Source organism: Lactobacillus gigeriorum DSM 23908 = CRBIP 24.85, assembly GCF_000296855.1.
Classification (GTDB): domain Bacteria; phylum Bacillota; class Bacilli; order Lactobacillales; family Lactobacillaceae; genus Lactobacillus; species Lactobacillus gigeriorum.
In genome coordinates, this window is sequence record NZ_CAKC01000001.1 from 54,149 (window position 1) to 73,871 (window position 19,723).

Sequence of the window (19,723 nt, forward strand, 5' to 3'; positions counted from 1 at the left end):
ATGACATCAATAATTTTTATGGGAACTCCTAATTTTGCAGTTCCAATTTTAGAAGAATTGATTAAGCAAAATTATAAGATTAAAGCAGTTGTAACGCAACCAGATAAAAAGGTTGGCCGAAAGCAAGTTTTACAAGAAACGCCAGTAAAGAAAGTGGCTTTAGCCCACAAATTGCCAGTTTATCAACCAGTTAGATTATCTCGTTCAGAAGAGCTAGATGAGCTGATTAATTTACATGCGGACTTAATTGTAACGGCAGCTTATGGTCAATTTTTACCAACTAAGTTCTTGAATTCTGTAAAAATTGCTGCAGTAAATGTTCATGGCTCATTACTACCCAAATATCGTGGTGGTGCTCCAATTCAATATTCTTTGCTTAACGGGGATGCACGAACAGGCATTACCATTATGGAAATGGTTAAAGAAATGGATGCGGGAGATATTTATGCTCAAAAAGCAATTGATATTCTTCCAGAAGATACAAGTGGCACTTTATTTGAAAAACTGTCTTTATTGGGCCGTGATTTGTTGCTTGAAACCTTGCCTGGAATCATTAATAAAACAATTAAAAAGCAAGCACAGGATGAGAGCAAAGTCGTTTTCTCACCAAATATTAGTAAAGAACAAGAACGAATTACAATTGATATGACTGCTAATGAAGCTAACAATCTTATTCGCGCGCTAAATCCAGATCCTGGTGCCTACCTTGAGTTAGCAGGGAAACGATTTAAAGTTTGGAAAGCGGAAGTAGCAGAAGATTCAACCAGTTTAGAACCAGGTTCATTAGTAGCTAATGATCATCGTTTAGCAATTAGTTTTGCACAAAATACGGTTTTGAATTTACTTGAAGTTCAACCTGCAGGCAAAAAACGGATGGATATTAAAAACTTTTTGAATGGTCAGGGTGGCAAACTAGTGCCAGGTGAAAAAATTGTCGATTAAGGAAAGTGCGAGAGCTGTTGCTCTAGAAACATTAATTAGTGTTTTTAAGAATAACTCTTACTCTAATATTACTCTAAACAGTCGATTGAATAGGGTAAAGTTAAATCAGACGGATACGAATTTAGCCACCAAGATTGTTTATGGGACAATTCAATATAAAATATTATTGGAATATCAACTTAAGCAGCTATTAAAAAGCAAATTGACAGAAAAATATCTTGAACCGCTGTTATTGATGTCTTTATATCAGTTGATATTTTTAGATAAAATTCCAGCCAATGCCGTACTTGATGAAGCTAATAAACTTGCTAAGGCTTATGGTAAGTCGCATTCGAATGGTTATAAATTAGTCAATGGAATATTGCGTAATTTTACTAGAAAAGGCCTTGTTCTCCCAGAGGTAAAGCAAGTGGGTCTAGTAAGCTATTTGAGTATTAAAGATAGTATGCCTGAATGGCTAGTACAATATTTTATTGAGAATTGGGGAGAACAGCGTGCTGAGACAATTTTAGCGAGCTTTAACGAAAATGCTAAAAATAGTTTGCGAATCTCAAATTTAGCAGATCGTGACAAGGTCCTTGCCGAACTAAATGAGCAAGGCTACGAGCCTGTAGACTCCAATTTGGCCACAAATAGTGTTATTGTGGCACACGGTGGAATTGCTGAAAATTCATTGTTTGCTGATGGAAAAGTTACGATTCAGGATGAAGCAGCTAGTCTAGTCGCTGATGTTTTTGATCTCTCAGGTGATGAGCAGGTTTTGGATGCCTGTAGCGCACCAGGTGGTAAAACTATCCAAATAGCGGAACGGTTATCCACTGGATCAGTAACAGCATTAGATATTCATCCTAAGAAGTTAAATTTGGTTAAACAGAATGCTGAACGTATGGGTGTCGCTAGTCGCATTAAGACGATAGCTTTAGATGCTAAGAAAACGAATACATTCTTTTCTGATCAACAATTTGATAGAATACTAGTAGATGCACCATGTTCCGGCTTGGGACTTTTGCGTCGAAAACCTGAAATAAGGTATGGTAAGAGCCAGAAAGATTTAGAAAATTTACAGCAGATACAATTAGCCATCCTTGATAGTGTAAGTAAAGTTCTTGCTAAAAAAGGGGAGCTAGTATATTCAACTTGCACGATAACACATGAGGAAGATGAAGACGTGATTGAACAATTTTTGGCTGATCATCCTCAATTTGAATTGCTTCCTTTTGAACTACCGAATATTTCTACGGAAACAGGAATGTTAAAAATTTTACCTGATAGTTTTGGTAGTGATGGCTTCTTTATTGCAAAGTTAAAATTACGAGGTTAAATGTTGATAGAAACTGCATATGCTTCCAGTATTGGTAGAATACGGAAGAGCAATCAAGATTTTGTACGAGTATTTAAAAATAAAAGTGATGTTACTTTAGCAATCGTCTGTGATGGCATGGGAGGTCATCAAGGTGGCGATGTCGCTTCAACAATGGCAGTAAGCCATTTAGGGCATAATTTTATTTCAACAGATTTTACAGAAGCAAAAATTGCCCGTAAGTGGCTGGAAGTCCAATTAAATGCGGAAAACGAAACGATCTTAAAAACTGCAGATCGTTTTCCCGATCTAAATGGCATGGGAACGACTGTTGTTTTAGCCTTTGCTTTTGAAAATGAAGCTTTGATTGCACACTTGGGTGATTCAAGAGCTTATAGCTATGCTGATGGAAAATTCTTGCAATTAACGCAAGATCATTCCTTAGTTAACGAGCTAGTAAAAATGGGTCAGATTACTAAAGAACAAGCTAAGCATCATCCACAAAAGAACATAATTACTCAGGCTTTAGGGGTCTCAAGTACGATTGATCCAGAATTTGCTGACTTATCTCTATCGGAAGAGACGATCATTCTCTTATGTACTGATGGCTTAACTAATTCATTGAGTGATCCTCAGATTCAACAGATTTTGGCAACTAAGGACCTTTCTCTTAAGGATCGTTGCAATAAGCTAATTAATGAAGCTAATAGACTAGGTGGCGGCGATAATATTACTGTCTGTCTAATCTGGATTAGGGAGGAAAAGTAAATGATCGATAAAGGTTATTTGCTTGGAGAGCGTTATCGAATCATTGATGTCTTAGGCGAAGGCGGAATGGCTAATGTCTATTTAGCTGAAGATATTATTTTGCAACGCAAAGTTGCCGTTAAAGTTTTACGTCTTGACTTAAGAAAAGAACCTCAAACGGAATCAAGATTTCAACGCGAAGCCCTAGCAACCAGTGAGTTAAGTCATCCTAATATCGTTTCTGTTTTAGACGTTGGCACTGATCAGGGGTTACCGTACATGGTGATGGAATATGTTGATGGACCTGATTTAAAAGATTACATCAAAGATAATTCGCCACTCAGCTTAGATGAAGTGGTACGAATTATGGATCAGATTTTAAGTGCGATTGCTTTAGCACACAAACATAATGTGATTCACCGTGACTTGAAGCCACAAAATATTTTGATGGATAAGCGTGGCAATGTTAAGATAGCTGATTTTGGAATTGCTGTTGCGCTCAATCAAAGTTCAATTACGCAAACCAATTCCATTATGGGATCTGTTCATTATATGTCGCCTGAACAAACTCGAGGTGGCTTAGTTACTAGACAATCAGATATTTATTCTTTGGGAATTATTCTTTATGAATTGATTACTGGACATGTTCCATTTAATGGTGAAACCCCGGTAGCAATTGCATTAAAGCATGCTCAAGAGCCAATCCCTTCAATTCGAGAACGAGATCCTAAAGTGCCACAAGCTTTAGAAAATGTCGTTTTACGAGCCACAGCTAAAGATCCGCGCGATCGTTATGAATCAGCTCAAGCAATGGAAGAGGATTTGAATACTGCTTTAGATCCTAGTCGCGCTAATGAGCCAGTTTTTGAACCTGATTATGGCTACAATGATGATAAGACGATAGTTTTACCAGATTTTAACAAAAATCAGAATGATCAGAAAAGCGCTGATAATAGTGCTGAGGTCAGTGAAGAAAATAAAGTCCCATTTTGGCAGAGTGTCAAGAAACATTGGCTTTGGTTTGTTTTTATTGGTATAGCTACAATGCTGATCGTTGTGATTATGGGATATGCTTTTACAGGACGTAATAATAAGTTAGTAAGAGTTCCAGATGTAACAAATTTGTCCGAAGGATCCGCTAAAACCAAATTAGAGAAAGTCGGATTAATAACGGGAAAAGTTACGCATAAAGAATCAGACAGTATCGATGCAGGTAAGGTAATTAGTACCAATCCATCAGCAGGAGATGCAGTAAAAAAAGGAAAAGTCGTTTCAATTGTAGTATCAAGTGGTGCTGGAATGGTCAAAGTCCCAGATGTAATGGATAAGGATTATGAAACTGCTGCCACTCAGCTAGAAAAGATGGGCTTTAATGTTGTTAGAGAGAGTCAATATTCGATGACGGTTGACGAAGGTCACGTGATTTCTCAAAGCATTGCTGCTGGTGTTGAAGTAAAACCTAGTCAAACTACTATTACCTTGGTTGTTTCTGAAGGAAAGGAACCTAAGCCAGATAAGCCTACTATTAAATTGGCTGATTTGACAAATGATACTTTAGAACATGCGCAAAGTTATGCTAAAGATAATGATCTAACGCTACAGATTAATCAGGAATTTTCTGATACCGTTAAAAAGGGCAACATTATTTCAATGAAGCCAGAAGCAGGTACTAAAATTGAAAAAGGATCAACCATTACGATTGTTGTATCTAAAGGAAAAGAGGAAGGAGATTCAGAAGTAACCAAATCGTTCACGGTTACTTACGATCCTTCTGAAACAACTGATGATGGAGAAGAAGCAACTGATAATCATGCAAACCAGGGGAATCACGTTCAAATATATATAGAAGATGATAGTCACTCATTGAGCAATATTTATCGCGACATGTATATTAAGTCAGACACGAATTTCTCCATTCCATTCTCTCTTAAAGATGGTAATGGTCGTCTAAAAGTAGTAAGAGATGGACAGACTATCTTAAATGAAAAGGTAACTAAGTAATGGCAGAAAAAGAAACGGGGACAGTAATTGCCCTAAACGCAGGTTTTTATGATGTTCAGACTGATTCTGAAGTAATTAGAACGCGAGCTAGAGGTGTTTTTCGGCAAAATAAACAAAAGCCAGCGGTTGGTGATCGAGTTGAGATCCAAGTTGATGAAAAGGGCATGAGTTATTTAGTCAAGATTTTGCCACGTTTAAATCGTATTGGACGACCGGCAGTTGCTAATGTAAGCCATGTCTTGTTAGTAATTTCAGCTGTCGAACCTGATTTTTCGGTGGCATTGCTTGATCGATTTTTGACTTTCTTTAGTTGGCAAAGGGTAAAAGTTACGATCTATTTATCAAAAGCAGATTTAATCGCAAATACTGCTCAATTAAAAGAAATAGAGCAAACCTTGTCCTATTACAGAGAAATCGGCTATCAAGTATTTTTGGATAAAAATGAGCTAGATAAGAGTCTGACTGATTTGCTTGAAGCTGATCAAATTTGGACTTTGGCTGGACAGTCTGGGGCAGGTAAATCGACCTTGCTTAATTATTTAAAAGCCGACGCTAATCAGTCAACAGCAGCTATTTCTAGCGCATTGAATCGTGGGCGGCATACGACTAGAGTTGTTCAATTATTTAGTCTAAATAAAGGTTTCCTAGCGGATACTCCTGGATTTTCAGCGATCGATTTAAGTCCAATTAAGTTAACTGATTTGGCTAGTTATTTTGTTGAATTTAAAGAAGCTAGTCAATTTTGTAAATTTAGATCTTGCCAACATTTGAAAGAGCCAAAATGCGAGGTAAAACGGCTATTAGAAGAAAAACAAATTATGGCTAGTCGTTATGAAAATTATTTAGCGATGAGGGCAGAAATTAGTGAAGGAAGAATGCCCGAGTATTTGAAGTAAGGGGGATGTTGTTGTGATTATTGCACCATCAATTTTAAATGCCAACAATTTGCGCTTGGAAAGCGAGATAAAAAAGGCTTCGGAAGCAGGAATTACTCGTTTCCATATCGATATTATGGATGGCCATTTCGTACCAAATCTATCGTATGGTCCACAGCTGGTAAAAGATTTTAAACGAGAATTTCCAATGACAGATGCAGAAATACATCTGATGAGTAATAATCCTAAAGATATGATCCCTGCCTTCGTACAAGCCGGAGCCGATTTACTGGAATTTCATTATGAGGCTATGGATCAAGGTCAGGTTAATTATTGGTTGGATTATTTGGCATCGAATGGCCTTAAGCCAGGCTTGGTATTGAATCCAGATACGCCAATCGAGGTCTTACATGATTTTGCTGATAAAGTTAAACAAGTTTTGTTAATGACTGTGTATCCTGGATTTGGAGGTCAAAAATTCATTCCCGAATCGCTTGAAAGGATCCAGACTGCTCGAAAAATTCTAAATGAAGTCAACCCACGTATTACATTAGAGGTTGATGGTGGAATTAATGCAGATACGATTAAATTAGCTAAAGACGCTGGCGCCAACGTATTCGTGGTTGGCTCATACTTATTCAAAGATGGCAATATTGCTGGTAAAGTCAATAAGTTGAATGAGATTCTCGAATGAAAGCATACGCACTTTTAGGTGGGCCTAAAGCTGAATGGCCCGAGGATATAGTTGAGATATTTAAATCGGCTAAAAACCAACATGATTTATTAGTTGGCGTAGATCGAGGAAGTATTTTGTTGCAGGAGCTGGGATTTATTCCGGATTTAGCAATAGGAGATTTTGATTCGCTAAAAACTCAAGAGCTGGCTAAAGTAGAACATCTGGTTAAAGATGTTAGGTATTCTAATCCAATTAAGGATTATACGGACTCTGAACAGATGCTAGAGGTGGTTTTTGATGAATATCGAGTATCTTCGCTGATGATTTTGGGAGCAACAGGTGGGCGAATGGATCACCTGCTACTCAATCTAATGATGCTCCTGAATCCTAAATTTAAGCCCTATGCAGAAAAAGTGGAATTCTTAGATAAACAGAATTTGATAAAATACTATGCGTCTGGTAAGCATTTCATCCCATATCAGCCATATAAATATTTTGGTTTAGGCTGGTTCCCTGAGATAAAGGAACTCACAATTAGAGGTGCAAGATATGACATTGCTAACTATAATTGTGACTATCCAAAAGTCTTCTCATCAAATGAATTTTTGCCAAGGTCAGAAGGATTTGAATTGTCTTTCTCAAGTTCTGGATTAGTATGTCTAATCTTAGCAAGAGATATCGATCGCTATTATCACATAGTCAATAAAAATTAAAAAAACACCCTAACTAGCAACTCAATACTAGTTAGGGTGTTTTTCTGTTGTACAATGTGCACAAACGTTTTTTCATCTGAATTCAAACAAAAAAAGAAAGCTTATAAAAATTGATATAATAAGCTTTTCTTCGCATTAAACGCGAGTAACTTTACCAGACTTCAAAGTCTTGGTTGATACCCAAACGCGCTTTGGCTTACCATCAACAAGAATACGAACTTTTTGAAGGTTTGGCTTCCAAGCACGACGAGTTGAGTTCAATGCGTGGGAACGTTTGTTACCAAAAGTAGTCTTCTTACCAGTTACAAAATCTTTTGCCATTTGCTAAACCTCCTTTGTGTGTAATTCATACTTAAATACGATAGCATATAATCAATTGCAATTCAACCAAAAAAGTATTTTACTTTATTTGTTTTTACTAAACCTTTACCCTTGTACTATGATAAAATGAGTTGATATGTAAAGACAATAATAACGGAGGATAAATATGGCTGTTAAAATCAAAACAAAAGATGGTTTGATAGATATTTCAAACGGAGTGATTGCGACTGTTGTTGGTGGTGCAGCTACATCCAATTACGGCGTTGTTGGGATGGCGTCTAAAAATGCCATTCGCGATGGCTTCGATGGTATTTTAAATCGAGCTAATTATAAACGCGGTGTTGTCGTTAAGTCCGAAAACAATGAAATTACGGTAGATGTATATATAATTGTTGGCTACGGATTGAAAATTTCCGAAGTAAGCCGTAATGTACAAAGCAGTGTTAAGTACAATCTAAAGACTCAACTCGGTATTGATACAAAAGCCGTAAATGTCATAGTTCAAAGCGTTAAAGTACTTGACGAATAACATGAGCGGAGGAATTGAGATTGGTTTTAAAAGAAATAGATAGTAAGCAATTTAGAGATATGGTTCGCGTTGCCACCCATCGTATGGGAAAAAATGCAGAATTTGTTGATACCTTAAACGTTTTCCCTGTTCCGGATGGCGATACGGGGACTAATATGAACTTAACTATTGAAAGTGGAGCAAAAGCCGTTGCCGAAAATGCTTCAGCCAACGTTGGCGATTTAACCGAAAGTTTAGCTAAAGGTATGCTAATGGGAGCTAGAGGTAACAGTGGCGTTATTACTTCTCAATTATTCAGAGGCTTTTACAAAGCAACGCAGGGGATGAAATCTCTTAATGCACAAGAATTAGCTAATGCTTTTTCAAATGGGGTTGCAACTGCATATAAAGCAGTTATGAAGCCAGTAGAAGGAACAATCTTAACGGTAGCTCGAGTAGCAGCTCAATCAGGTTTAAATAAGGCTAATGAAACTGATGACGTAGAAGCCGTAATGGAAGCAATCGTTGATGGTGCCAAAAAAGCATTGAAAACCACCCCGGATTTGTTACCAGTGTTGAAACAAGTTGGCGTTGTTGATTCAGGCGGTCAAGGTTTAGTTTTCATTTATGAAGGATTTTTAGAAGGATTGATGGGTGAAAACTTTGCTGATCGTTATCAACCTGATGTTGACGAAATGGATGAAATGATCAATGCTGAGCATCACCGTGATCTTAATGTACAAAGTCAATTATCAACGAAAGATATTGTTAATGGCTACTGTACTGAAATTATGGTCGATCTTACAGCTGACGTACCTAACAAGAAGCCATTTAATTTAGATGAATTTAGAAAGCATTTGTCTGAAATTGGAGACTCATTATTGGCAGTTTCCGATGGTGAAGTAGTTAAGGTTCATGTGCACACTGAACATCCTGGGGATGTATTCCAATATGGTAGTCAATTTGGTCAATTGGGCAAAATTAAAATTGATAACATGCGAATTCAACATGAAACGATTGTAAATGATGAAACGGAACAACAAGAAAGTGTTGAATTTGCTGTCATTGCAGTATGTTCAGGAAATGGTGTACGCAAGTTGTTTGAAAGCCAAGGCGTAAACCGAATTATTTCAGGTGGACAAACTATGAATCCATCGACAGCCGATATTGTTGACGCAATTAAAAAGTCAGGTGCTAAGAAAGCAATTGTTTTACCTAACAATGGCAATATTATCATGGCTGCTCGTCAAGCTGCTGAAGTTAGTGATATTCCAGTTGGAATTGTTCCAAGTAAGACAATTTCTCAAGGCTTGACTGCAATGCTTAACTTTGATCCTGATAATTCGGTTGAGGAAAACGTCGAAGCGATGACTGAAAATCTTGAGACGGTAATTTCAGGTGAAATCACTCAAGCTAACCGTGATACTCAAATTGATGATGTAGAAGTTCACAAGAATGACTACCTTGGTATTGTTGATGGCAAGATTAAAGTTGATAATGTTGATTTGATTAGTGCTACAGTTGAAACTGTCGAAAAGATGTTAAACGAGGACGCGGAGATCGTCACAATTATCTTTGGTCGTGATGCAAATCAAAGCCAGGCTGAAAAAGTACAAGCCGAACTTGAAGCTAAGCACGACGATCTTGAATTTGAAATACACGATGGTGGTCAACCAGTTTATAATTTCTTAGTTTCAGTGGAATAATAACAATGAGCAACAGTAAATTATTTGCGGCTGTTACCGATTTAAAAGGTGTGGGCACTAAAACTGCTGCTGATTTGGGGGGCCTAGGAATATATAGTATCTACGATTTACTATATTACTTCCCTTTTCGCTATGACGAATTGCAAACTTTGCCACTTGATCAAATCATGGATGGACAAAAGGTTCTATTAAAAGGACTTGTAGCCACTCAGCCATATGTTAATCGATTTGGCTATAAAAAAAGCCGTGTGAGCTTTAAATTGCGAATTGACCATGAAATTATCATGGTCAATTTTTTTAACCAGCCATGGCTTGCCAAGCAGCTTGAAATTGGAAAAGAGGTTGCAGTGTATGGCAAGTTTGAATTGGCCAAGCAAAGCATGACTGCCTTCAAATTAGTAGCAAAAAAAGAAAATGATAGTGGCATGGCTCCAATTTATTCTGTTAGCAAAAATATTAGGCAGAAGAAATTATTGAGCTTAATCGATCAGGCAATCGAATTTGGTCTTTCTGAACTAGAAGATGTAGTTCCTTTAGCAATAAGACAGAAATATCGATTGATGTCAGAACAGCAATTAGTATATGCTATGCACCATCCTAAAAGTGCCCAAGAGGCCAAATTGGCAAAAAGAAGCGCGATTTTCCGTGAATTTTTTATTTTCCAATTACAATTAGCACAGCTAACTTATCAAGGTCAACAAAAAGTAGGTGGCAAGAGTAAAAATTATGATTTAAATGAAATTGCTGAGTTAACTGCTTCCTTACCGTTTCAGTTATCTCCTGATCAGAAAAAAGTTGTTAATGAGATATACGCAGATTTGCACAGTCAATCGCAAATGCGACGTTTATTACAAGGGGACGTTGGTTCAGGTAAAACAGTTGTAGCGGTTTATGCAATTTATGCTGCAATTACAGCAGGATATCAAGCGACTTTAATGGTACCGACAGAAATACTTGCGACGCAGCATTTCTATAAAATAGAGCAGCTTTTAAAGCCTTTAGGTGTTCGGGTTGCTTTATTAACTGGAAATACTAAAGCATTAGAACGTCGAGAAATATATCGTGAATTAACGGATGGTACGATTAATGTGGTAATTGGAACGCATGCTTTGATCCAAGATAACGTTATTTTTAAAAAATTAGGCTTGGTAATTATTGATGAACAACATCGGTTTGGAGTAGCCCAGCGCCAAGCTTTGATTAATAAAGGCGATCGTCCTGACATTTTAGCAATGACGGCAACGCCGATTCCGCGAACATTAGCGTTAACCGTTTATGGTGAAATGAAGGTTTCTGAGATTAGGCATTCTCCTGCAGGAAGAAAACCGATTATTTCTGAATGGAAGACTAGCAATCAAATGGCAGATGTCTATCAACTTATGCGCGAACAATTAGCACAGGGATTTCAAATATATGCCGTAACGCCGTTGATTTCGGAATCTGAAACATTGGATTTAAAAAATGCAGAAACACTTTATGAGAATCTGAGTAAAGATTTTCCTGATAAAAAAGTAATTTTGCTTCACGGACAAATGCCAGGAAATCAAAAAGATGACATTATGAGTGATTTTGCTGCGGGTAATACCGATATCTTAGTTACTACTAGCGTTATCGAAGTTGGGGTTGACGTAGCTAATGCTAATATGATGGTCATTTACAATGCTGATCATTTTGGTTTGAGTCAATTACATCAGTTGAGGGGACGAATTGGCCGAGGAAATACGCAAAGTTATTGCGTTTTTATCGCTGATCCCAAAACTGATTCTGGTAAAGCTCGTATGCGAATTATTGCAAGTACGACTGATGGTTTTAAATTGGCCGAAGAAGATCTGAAAATGAGAGGTGAAGGTGACTTATTTGGTAAGGCTCAATCTGGGCTCCCAGAGTTCAAAATCGGTAATGTAGTAAATGATTATAATACGATGGTAGTAGCTAAAGAAGTCGCTGAAAACATCATCAAAGCTGATCCAGAATTAACTGATAAAAATCATAAAGTTATCAAAGACGTGCTACAATATAAACAATTAGAACAAAATAGACTATAGAAAAGATTGTGATGTGAATGAGAACAATTGCCATTGATGCAATGGGTGGAGAAAATGCTCCAAAAGCAATTGTCGATGCAGTTTTGAAAGTAAAACCTGAACTCCCAGAGACGAAAATGGTTTTATTTGGCGATGAAGCTAAAATCAAAGCTTTGATTCCTGCAGAGCAATTGGATGATCAACTTGCTATTGTAAATACAACTGAAGTAATAGCTGACGAGGATGAGCCTGTTAAGGCCATTCGTTCAAAAAAAGACTCATCTATGGTTGTAGCCGCTAACTATGTTAAGCAAGGTAAAGCTGATGCCCTACTTTCATTAGGAAACACGGGTGCTTTATTAGCAAGTGGTATTTTTATCATTGGACGGATTAAAGGAATTGCTCGTCCTGGTTTGATGCCTACTTTGCCAGCAAGTAGTTATAATAACGAATTTAACATCATTGATGTTGGTGCTAATGCTAAATCAAAGGCAGAATACATTTTGCAATGGGCAAAAATGGGCACTTTTTATGCTGAAAAAGTTCGTGGTATCAAGAATCCACGAGTTGCGCTATTGAATAATGGTGCGGAAAGCGATAAAGGTGATGACCTTCATCAAGAAGTTTATCAATTATTAGCTGAAGGCAGTCTTAATTTTATTGGTAATATTGAAGGCAATGAATTAATGACAGGCAAGGCTGATGTGGTTGCTACTGATGGTTTTAGTGGCAATGTTGCATTAAAGAGCATCGAAGGGATGTCCAGCGTTTTATTACATTCTCTGAAAGATAGTTTGCTAAATAATGGACTTTTTACCAAATTAGGTGCTTTAATGATAAAAGGGGGAATTAATGAAATGCGTCAAAAATATGACACTGCAAGACATGGCGGTGCCGTTTTGCTTGGCGTAAATGCCCCGGTTGTCAAGACCCATGGTCGTTCTGGCGCAAGAGCGATTTATTATACCCTAAAACAAGTGGATAAAATTTTAAAAGAGAATCTAATTTCCGATTTTAAAAATGAGTTTGGCAAATAGAGAAAGGATGTTTTGATAAATGACAGAAGATCAGATTTTTTCCAAGATTAGCTCATTAATTTCAGAAAATTTTGATATCAATGAAAGTGGAATCACTAATGATACAAATTTTACTAATGATTTAGACGCAGATTCGATCGATTTGGTAGAATTTATCCTCCAATTAGAAGACGAATTTGGTGCTGAAATCCCAGATGAAGAAGCAGAAAAAATTAAAACAGTGGGCGACGCAGTAGCGTATATCAAGGCACATCAAAAATAAATTTCAAAAAAAAGCCGTTCTTAGTTTGCAAGAGAGCGGCTTTATGTTTATAATTAGAAATTAAATTAAGGAACTTAAGCACGTTTTAATTTCAAAACGCTGTATGAGATGGAGGAATGACCCTTGGAGAAGCAGAGTGATCTATTATTAGATATTCAACACTTGCATACGGCTTATCGTTTGCAAGGGAAATTTTATGATGCTGCCGATGATGTCAATATTACTTTGAAGCGTGATAAGATCTTAGCTATTGTAGGCGAATCTGGTTGCGGTAAGAGTACAATTGCATCAAGTATAATTGGTTTATATGATCATAAAAATACTAAAGTAACAGGAGATATTCTTTACAACGAATTGAATTTAGTTGGATTGAATGAATCATTATTTAATAAAGTTCGTGGCGATAAGATTGGAATGATTTTCCAAGATCCACTAGCAAGTTTAAATCCATTAATGCGTGTTGGTGACCAAGTTGCTGAAACTTTGTATTACCACACGAACATGGATGAAGCTGCTCGTCATGCTCGAGTAATCGAATTGTTTAATCAGGTAGGTATGCCTAAACCTGAAGAAATGTATTTGATGTATCCGCATGAATTATCTGGTGGTTTGCGTCAGAGAGTTGTTGTTGCTATGGCAATTGCATGTAAACCAGAAGTTATTATTGCAGACGAACCAACTACTGCTTTAGACGTTACTATTCAAGCGCAAATCCTTGACTTACTTGAAGATATTCAAAAGCAAATTCACTCAGGAATTATTTTGATTACTCACGACCTTGGGGTTGTTGCAGAAACTGCTGATGAAGTTGCAGTTATGTATGCTGGCCAAATCGTAGAACGTGCAGATGTAAAGACAATTTTTGAACATCCATTACATCCATATACTCGTTCACTTTTAAACTCAATGCCACAGAGTGATGACGATGATGAAGATTTGCATGTAATTCATGGAACTGTTCCTTCTTTGAAGAACATGCCAAGAACGGGTGACCGTTTTGCTGCAAGAATTCCTTGGATTCCCGAAAGCGCACATGAGGCAAATCCAGTAATTCATGAAGTAGAACCGGGGCACTTTGTAAGATGTACTTGCTGGAAGACATTCCACTTTGAAAATGAAGAAGCAGTAAGTGGGGAATAAGCTATGGGTAAAGAAATAATACAAATTAAAGATTTAAAAATTCACTATCCGATTAGATCAGGTTTTTGGAACCGAATTACCGACTATGTTCGTGCCGTTGATGGAGTTAACTTCTCCATTAATGAAGGTGAAACCTATGGCTTGATTGGAGAATCAGGATCAGGTAAGTCAACAACTGGTAAGGCAATTGTTGGTGTTGAAAAAGTAACTAGCGGTCAAATCTTATACAAGGGTGTAGATATTACTAAGGCTTCAAATCGTAAACGCCTTAACTACAATAAAGACGTACAAATGATTTTCCAGGATTCAATGTCAAGTATGAACCCTAGAAAGAGAATTGAAGATATTATCGCTGAACCAATCAGAAACTTTGAAAACTTAACTACTGATCAAGAAAGAGATCGTGTTCAGGAATTGCTTGATATCGTTGGGATGCCTAGTGATGCAATTTACAAGTTTCCTCACGAATTTTCAGGTGGTCAACGTCAAAGAATTGGTGTTGCTAGAGCAGTTGCTACAAATCCTAAATTAATTGTTGCAGATGAACCTACATCAGCTTTGGACTTATCAGTTCAAGCTCAAGTGTTAAACTTCATGAAGCACATTCAACAACAATACAACATTGCATATCTATTCATTTCCCATGACTTAGGTGTGGTTAAGCACATGTCAGAAAATTTGGCGATCATGCACCGTGGTCGCTTGGTTGAGCTAGGTAGTAGAGAAGAAATCTACAAGCATCCAATTCATATCTATACTAAGAGATTGCTTTCAGCAATTCCTCAAGTAGATGTTGAAAATCGTGATGCTCACAAGCTTCAACGTGAAAAGGTCGAAAAAGAATTTGAAGAAAACCAATCTAAGTGGTACGACAAAGACGGCCGAGTATTCCCATTACAAGAAGTGGCACCAAATCACTTTGTTGCAATTCCAAAAGATGAAGTTCAAGATGCAATTTCTGAAGAAGAAAAGGAGCGTGATTAAGCATGTGGAAAACCGTTTTACGTCGTTTGTTAATCATGATCCCTCAATTGATCATTTTGAGTTTACTGGTCTTCCTCTTAGCTAAGATGATGCCAGGTGACCCATTTACTGGATCAATTAACCCAAACACTGATCCAAAACAAATTGAAGCATTAAAACGTGCGGCTGGTTTGTTTGATCCATGGTACATCCAATATGGTAGATGGGTTGGTAATTTATTCCATGGTGATCTTGGTACAAGTTACATCCAACACGTTGCTGTAACTTCATTGATTGCTGATAGAGCTGCTAATACTTTCTGGTTGTCACTTTTGACTACTATCTTGACTTATTCAATTGCGATTCCTTTGGGAATTACTGCTGGTAGACACCAAGATGAATGGCAAGATACAGCTGTACAAATTTTCAACTATATTACTTTTGCGATCCCAGGATTCGTATTCTATATTTTAGGTATTTGGTTGTTTGGATTTACTTTGGGTTGGTTCCCAATTTCAGGTTCAGTTTCTGCTAATGCTTCTGGTTTCTTTGGAGTATTAGGAAGTCGTCTCTACCATATGATTTTGCCAGCAATCTTGTATGCTTTGATTACTACTACTGGAACAGTTCAATACTTGAGAACAGGTATTGTAGATAACAAGGTTGAAGATTATGTAAGAACTGCAAGAAGTAAAGGTGTTCCTGAAAGTGTAGTATTTAACAAACACATTCTTCGTAACTCACTTTTGCCAATTGCTGCCTTTTTAGGTAATACCATTACTGGTTTACTTGGTGGTTCAATGATGATTGAAATGGTGTTCAGTTATCCAGGAATGGGTAAGTTGTTCTTAGATTCAATTGCTCAACGTGACTATTCAACTTTAACCGCGTTGATCTTGATCTTTGGTATCTTGACTTTAATCGGTAACTTATTGTCAGATATCATCATGAGTATTATTGACCCACGTATTAGAATTCAGTAGAAGGAGGAGTATAAGATGGCTGATAAAACTAAAAAGAAGCAAGCAAATGTCAAAAATGAGCCTAAGGCATCACTTCCACCTTCTGGATTCAGAATTATAATGCATGAAATTGTTAAGGATAAAGTTGCCTTAGTAGCATTTGGATTAATTGTTTTAATTTTAATTCTTACTTTTGGTGGTTCTTTATTCTTAAACAAGGATCAGGTTACAGAAATTAACATCATCGATAGTTATATGGGATGGGGTCAAGGTGGTCACCTTCTTGGAACTGATGATGGTGGACGTGATATTTTCAAGCTACTCTTAATGGGTGGTAGAAACTCAATTATGATTGGTCTTTCCGTAACTGCAATTATTGAAGTTACTGGTTTGATTGTAGGTTTGGTATCTGGATACTATGGTGGCATTGTTGATGCAATTATCATGAGAATAGTTGACTTTATTCAAATTTTGCCTCAAATGCCAATTATCATTGTTTTGGTAACTGTTATTCCTCACTACAATGCTGTAACTTTAGTACTTTTGATTTCAATGTTCGGTTGGACAACTACTGCGAGATACTTTAGATCATTTATCTTATCGCAACGTGGTAGAGATTACGTTTTGGCATCAAAGACTTCGGGTTCAAGCAACTTAAAGATTATGTTCCGTGAAGTTTTGCCTAACATTACTTCAATGATCATCATTGATGTTGTTTTGATGGTTGCCGGTAACATTGGTATCGAAACGGCCTTGTCATTCTTAGGCTACGGGCTACCAATTACTACACCATCACTCGGTACTTTAATTGGATTTGCAGACGATCCAGTTAACGTTATTAACCGTCCATGGCTATGGTTGCCTGCGACAATCATGTTGCTGATTATTTCATTAAGTATTAACTACGTTGGTCGTGCTTTGCAACGTGCTGGTGACGCAAGACAAAGAGAAAATTAATTTTAATAAACATTCAAAAATCCTATCAGAGCAATGCTTTGATAGGATTTTTTTGTATAAAAAATTACATTATTTCAATTTACGCTTAATTAATATTGAACATAATAGTGGATTACGTTATTAAATAAAAATATTTAGTTCAAAAACATCTCATAAAACTATTGATTTTTTCATAAGAGATGATATTATTAAATCATCAACTTGTTTCAAAAAATACTTTAAATAAACTTTTAGGATTGGGGTAAGTATTTTATGAAGACTACTAAATTTTTAGGTTCTATTGGTGTTGTTACTGCTGCCGCATTAACTTTAGTAGCATGTGGTCAGAGTAGCAACACTAGCAAAAATGACAATTCAGGTGCAAAGGAAGCTTCAAAGTTCCCTGCTGAAACACCTAAAAAAGCTACTAAACAAGGTGGCACAATTAATGTTGCCTTGGAAACTGATACTCCATTTACTGGAATTTTTGAAAATGGGTTATCTACTGACAACTATGACAGTCAAGTAATGCAATTTGGTAATGAGTCATTGTTTGACGTGACTGATTCATATAAGATTACTAGCAATGGTCCAGCCACTTTCAAATTAGATAAGAATGCAAAGACAATTACAATCACCATTAAAAAGGGTGTTAAATGGTCAGATGGTAAGCAAGTAGTTGCCAAAGATTTGGAATATCCTTATGAAGTAGTTGCAAATAAAGCGGCAAAATCACAAAGATATACCGGTTCTTTAGCAAATATTGTTGGTATGGAAGAATACCATGAAGGAAAGGCTAAGACTATTTCAGGTTTGAAATTACCTGATGGTGAAAATGGCCGTACGATGGTTATCCACTTTAAGAGGATGACCCCAGGTATGACTCAATCAGGTAATGGCTACTTCTTAGAATGGGCTGACCCATATCATTACATGAAGGATGTACCATTTAGTAAACTTGAGGGTTCTGATCAAGTAAGAAAGAGCCCAATCTTCTTTGGACCTTATAAAGTTTCTAAGATCGTTCGTGGTCAATCAGTAACTTGGGTTCCAAACAAATACTACTGGAGAGGTAAACCAAAACTTGATAAGATCGTTATCTCTGTAATTTCAACGAAATCAGCTACCCAAGCTGTAAAGAGCCACAAATTTGATATTGCAGATGTTGTTAACTCACAATGGAATCAAGTAAAGTCAACCAAAGGTGTTGATTTTGTCGCAAATATTCCATTGAGCTACAGTTACTTAGCATTTAAGGTTGGTAAGTTTGATAAGAATAAGCATAAAAACGTTATGAACCCTAATGCTAAAATGAACAATAAGGCTTTGCGGCAAGCAATGGCTTATGCAATGAATATCGATGAAGTTAACAGTCACTACAACCATGGCTTGAGTTTCAGAGTTAAGACTTTGATTCCTCAACAGTTTGGTGATTTCTACGATAGTAGTTTGAAAGGATTCCCACAAAATCTTAAGAAAGCTAATGAATTGCTTGATAAAGCAGGTTACAAGAAGAAGGGTACTTACCGTGTTCAACCAAACGGCAAGCCTTTAACAATTCATTTGGCAGCTATGTCAGGTGGTATTAATGCTGAAGCCATCATGCAAAACTATATTCAACAATGGAAGAAGGTTGGTTTAAACGTTAAGCTTACTGGTGATCGTTTAATGGAATTCAACTCATTCTATGACAAGGTTGAAAATGATGATCCATCAATCGACGCATACGTTGCAGCTTGGAGCTTATCAAGTGAACCATCACAAAACGACTTGTATGGTGAGGATGCACCGTTTAACATGGCACGCTTTGTAACCCCTGAGAACACTAAGCTTATTAAGGATATGGATTCCGAAAAATCATTTGATCGTGCATATCGTACCGAAGTCTTCCACAAGTGGCAAAAGTACATGAATGATCAAGCTTTCGTTGTTCCAATGAACAATAATTACGGTATTACTGCTGTAAACAGCAAGTTGACTGGTTACTCCACTAAACCATCAAAGGGTAACTCCGTATGGTTTAATGTTGGATTTGCCAAATAAGAGATGCTAATAACTCCAAAATAACAATATAACTAATCCTATAACTAACACTATATACATAACAATTACTTAAGAAATTAGATCCGATTGAGATAATCGGGTCTTTTTCATTTATTAAATTAAAGTGGACTATACCATAAATTTTCATGATTTGTAATATAATGATCAAAATGTTAAAATATTATTTATCAACTTGCTCCAATTAAAATTGGAGGACAATTTATGCGGAAAACTAAAATTTTTGCAGGGTTAACACTTTTATCCACGGTTGCTTTAACTTTAGTAGCATGTGGCAAATCAGGAAATAACACAGCAGATGAATCAAAAACTGCTTCAAAATTTAAGGATACTGTGCCAGTTAAGACAGCTAAAGATGGTGGTACAGTTAAGGTGGCTATCGAAACTGATACTCCATTTACCGGTATCTTTAACGATGAACTAGCAACTTCAGCAATCGATACAGAAGTGTCTCAGTATGGTTCTGAATCATTAGAGTTACTGCGAAACTAGATAGCCAGTTCTTGGTTGATGATCCCGCAGATTAAATTCATTCTTAAATTAAAACGT

The 19,723-nt window shown here is 36.8% G+C and carries 18 protein-coding genes and 1 pseudogene; 18 read left to right on the forward strand and 1 reads right to left on the reverse strand.

The genetic code is table 11. The annotated features are described in order from the left end of the window. Genes fmt through BN52_RS00330 form a run of 7 tightly spaced genes read left to right on the forward strand, consistent with a single transcriptional unit; the run spans position 1 to position 7,254 of the window. Complete coding sequence (gene fmt / locus BN52_RS00300) at positions 1–942, forward strand: methionyl-tRNA formyltransferase (RefSeq protein WP_040473258.1); 942 nt, start codon at positions 1–3, stop codon at positions 940–942. Beyond that, positions 932–2,263: a 16S rRNA (cytosine(967)-C(5))-methyltransferase RsmB gene (gene rsmB, locus BN52_RS00305; protein ID WP_008472013.1), complete on the forward strand. Its 1,332-nt coding sequence runs from the start codon at positions 932–934 to the stop codon at positions 2,261–2,263. Before fmt ends, rsmB begins: the two co-directional genes overlap by 11 nt. A gap of 3 nt (positions 2,264–2,266) precedes the next feature. Next, positions 2,267–3,010, forward strand: coding sequence for a Stp1/IreP family PP2C-type Ser/Thr phosphatase (locus BN52_RS00310; RefSeq protein WP_040473261.1), 744 nt, complete (start codon positions 2,267–2,269; stop codon positions 3,008–3,010). Further along, a complete protein-coding gene (pknB, locus tag BN52_RS00315) occupies positions 3,011–4,990 on the forward strand; it encodes a Stk1 family PASTA domain-containing Ser/Thr kinase (RefSeq protein WP_008472015.1) in 1,980 nt (659 codons plus the stop codon). Next, positions 4,990–5,886, forward strand: coding sequence for a ribosome small subunit-dependent GTPase A (gene rsgA / locus BN52_RS00320; RefSeq protein ID WP_008472016.1), 897 nt, complete (start codon positions 4,990–4,992; stop codon positions 5,884–5,886). The genes pknB and rsgA overlap by 1 nt, the downstream gene beginning before the upstream one ends. 13 nt (positions 5,887–5,899) lie before the next feature. After that, complete coding sequence (rpe, locus tag BN52_RS00325; protein ID WP_008472017.1) at positions 5,900–6,559, forward strand: ribulose-phosphate 3-epimerase; 660 nt, start codon at positions 5,900–5,902, stop codon at positions 6,557–6,559. Then, positions 6,556–7,254 (forward strand): thiamine diphosphokinase, encoded by a 699-nt coding sequence (locus BN52_RS00330; RefSeq protein ID WP_008472018.1) that lies wholly within the window; start codon positions 6,556–6,558, stop codon positions 7,252–7,254. Before rpe ends, BN52_RS00330 begins: the two co-directional genes overlap by 4 nt. A 135-nt stretch (positions 7,255–7,389) precedes the next feature. Here the strand turns inward: BN52_RS00330 and rpmB are convergent, their stop codons facing one another. Continuing rightward, entirely contained in the window at positions 7,390–7,575 is a 186-nt protein-coding gene (gene rpmB, locus BN52_RS00335) for a 50S ribosomal protein L28 (protein WP_008472020.1), read from the reverse strand. Positions 7,576–7,741: 166 nt separating this feature from the next. Between rpmB and BN52_RS00340 the strand changes: the two genes are divergently transcribed. The 11 genes and pseudogenes from BN52_RS00340 to BN52_RS00390 all read left to right on the forward strand — a co-directional run. Next, positions 7,742–8,104, forward strand: coding sequence for an Asp23/Gls24 family envelope stress response protein (locus BN52_RS00340; RefSeq protein ID WP_008472021.1), 363 nt, complete (start codon positions 7,742–7,744; stop codon positions 8,102–8,104). 20 nt (positions 8,105–8,124) lie between these two features. Next, entirely contained in the window at positions 8,125–9,789 is a 1,665-nt protein-coding gene (locus BN52_RS00345) for a DAK2 domain-containing protein (protein WP_008472022.1), read from the forward strand. Between the two features lie 5 nt (positions 9,790–9,794). Next, positions 9,795–11,834: an ATP-dependent DNA helicase RecG gene (gene recG / locus BN52_RS00350; protein WP_008472023.1), complete on the forward strand. Its 2,040-nt coding sequence runs from the start codon at positions 9,795–9,797 to the stop codon at positions 11,832–11,834. 17 nt (positions 11,835–11,851) lie between these two features. After that, positions 11,852–12,850, forward strand: a complete 999-nt coding sequence (plsX, locus tag BN52_RS00355; RefSeq protein WP_008472024.1) for a phosphate acyltransferase PlsX — start codon at positions 11,852–11,854, stop codon at positions 12,848–12,850. A gap of 19 nt (positions 12,851–12,869) precedes the next feature. Further along, positions 12,870–13,112 (forward strand): acyl carrier protein, encoded by a 243-nt coding sequence (acpP, locus tag BN52_RS00360; protein ID WP_008472025.1) that lies wholly within the window; start codon positions 12,870–12,872, stop codon positions 13,110–13,112. A 123-nt stretch (positions 13,113–13,235) separates the two neighbouring features. Next, entirely contained in the window at positions 13,236–14,252 is a 1,017-nt protein-coding gene (locus BN52_RS00365) for an ABC transporter ATP-binding protein (RefSeq protein WP_008472026.1), read from the forward strand. Positions 14,253–14,255: 3 nt separating this feature from the next. Continuing rightward, positions 14,256–15,236 carry an ATP-binding cassette domain-containing protein gene (locus tag BN52_RS00370; RefSeq protein ID WP_008472028.1) on the forward strand — a complete coding sequence of 327 codons (981 nt, stop codon included), beginning with the start codon at positions 14,256–14,258 and terminating at the stop codon, positions 15,234–15,236. Positions 15,237–15,238: 2 nt separating this feature from the next. Further along, entirely contained in the window at positions 15,239–16,198 is a 960-nt protein-coding gene (gene opp4B / locus BN52_RS00375; RefSeq protein ID WP_008472030.1) for an oligopeptide ABC transporter permease, read from the forward strand. A gap of 15 nt (positions 16,199–16,213) precedes the next feature. After that, on the forward strand, positions 16,214–17,134 hold the full coding sequence (locus tag BN52_RS00380; protein WP_008472031.1) for an ABC transporter permease: 921 nt from the start codon (positions 16,214–16,216) through the stop codon (positions 17,132–17,134). A gap of 252 nt (positions 17,135–17,386) precedes the next feature. Next, the gene (locus BN52_RS00385; protein WP_008472032.1) at positions 17,387–19,156 is read left to right on the forward strand and encodes an oligopeptide ABC transporter substrate-binding protein; all 1,770 of its coding nucleotides are present in this window, start codon (positions 17,387–17,389) and stop codon (positions 19,154–19,156) included. Between the two features lie 222 nt (positions 19,157–19,378). After that, positions 19,379–19,648, forward strand: a pseudogene (locus tag BN52_RS00390) (peptide ABC transporter substrate-binding protein); the annotation flags it as partial. Positions 19,649–19,723 lie beyond the last annotated feature (75 nt).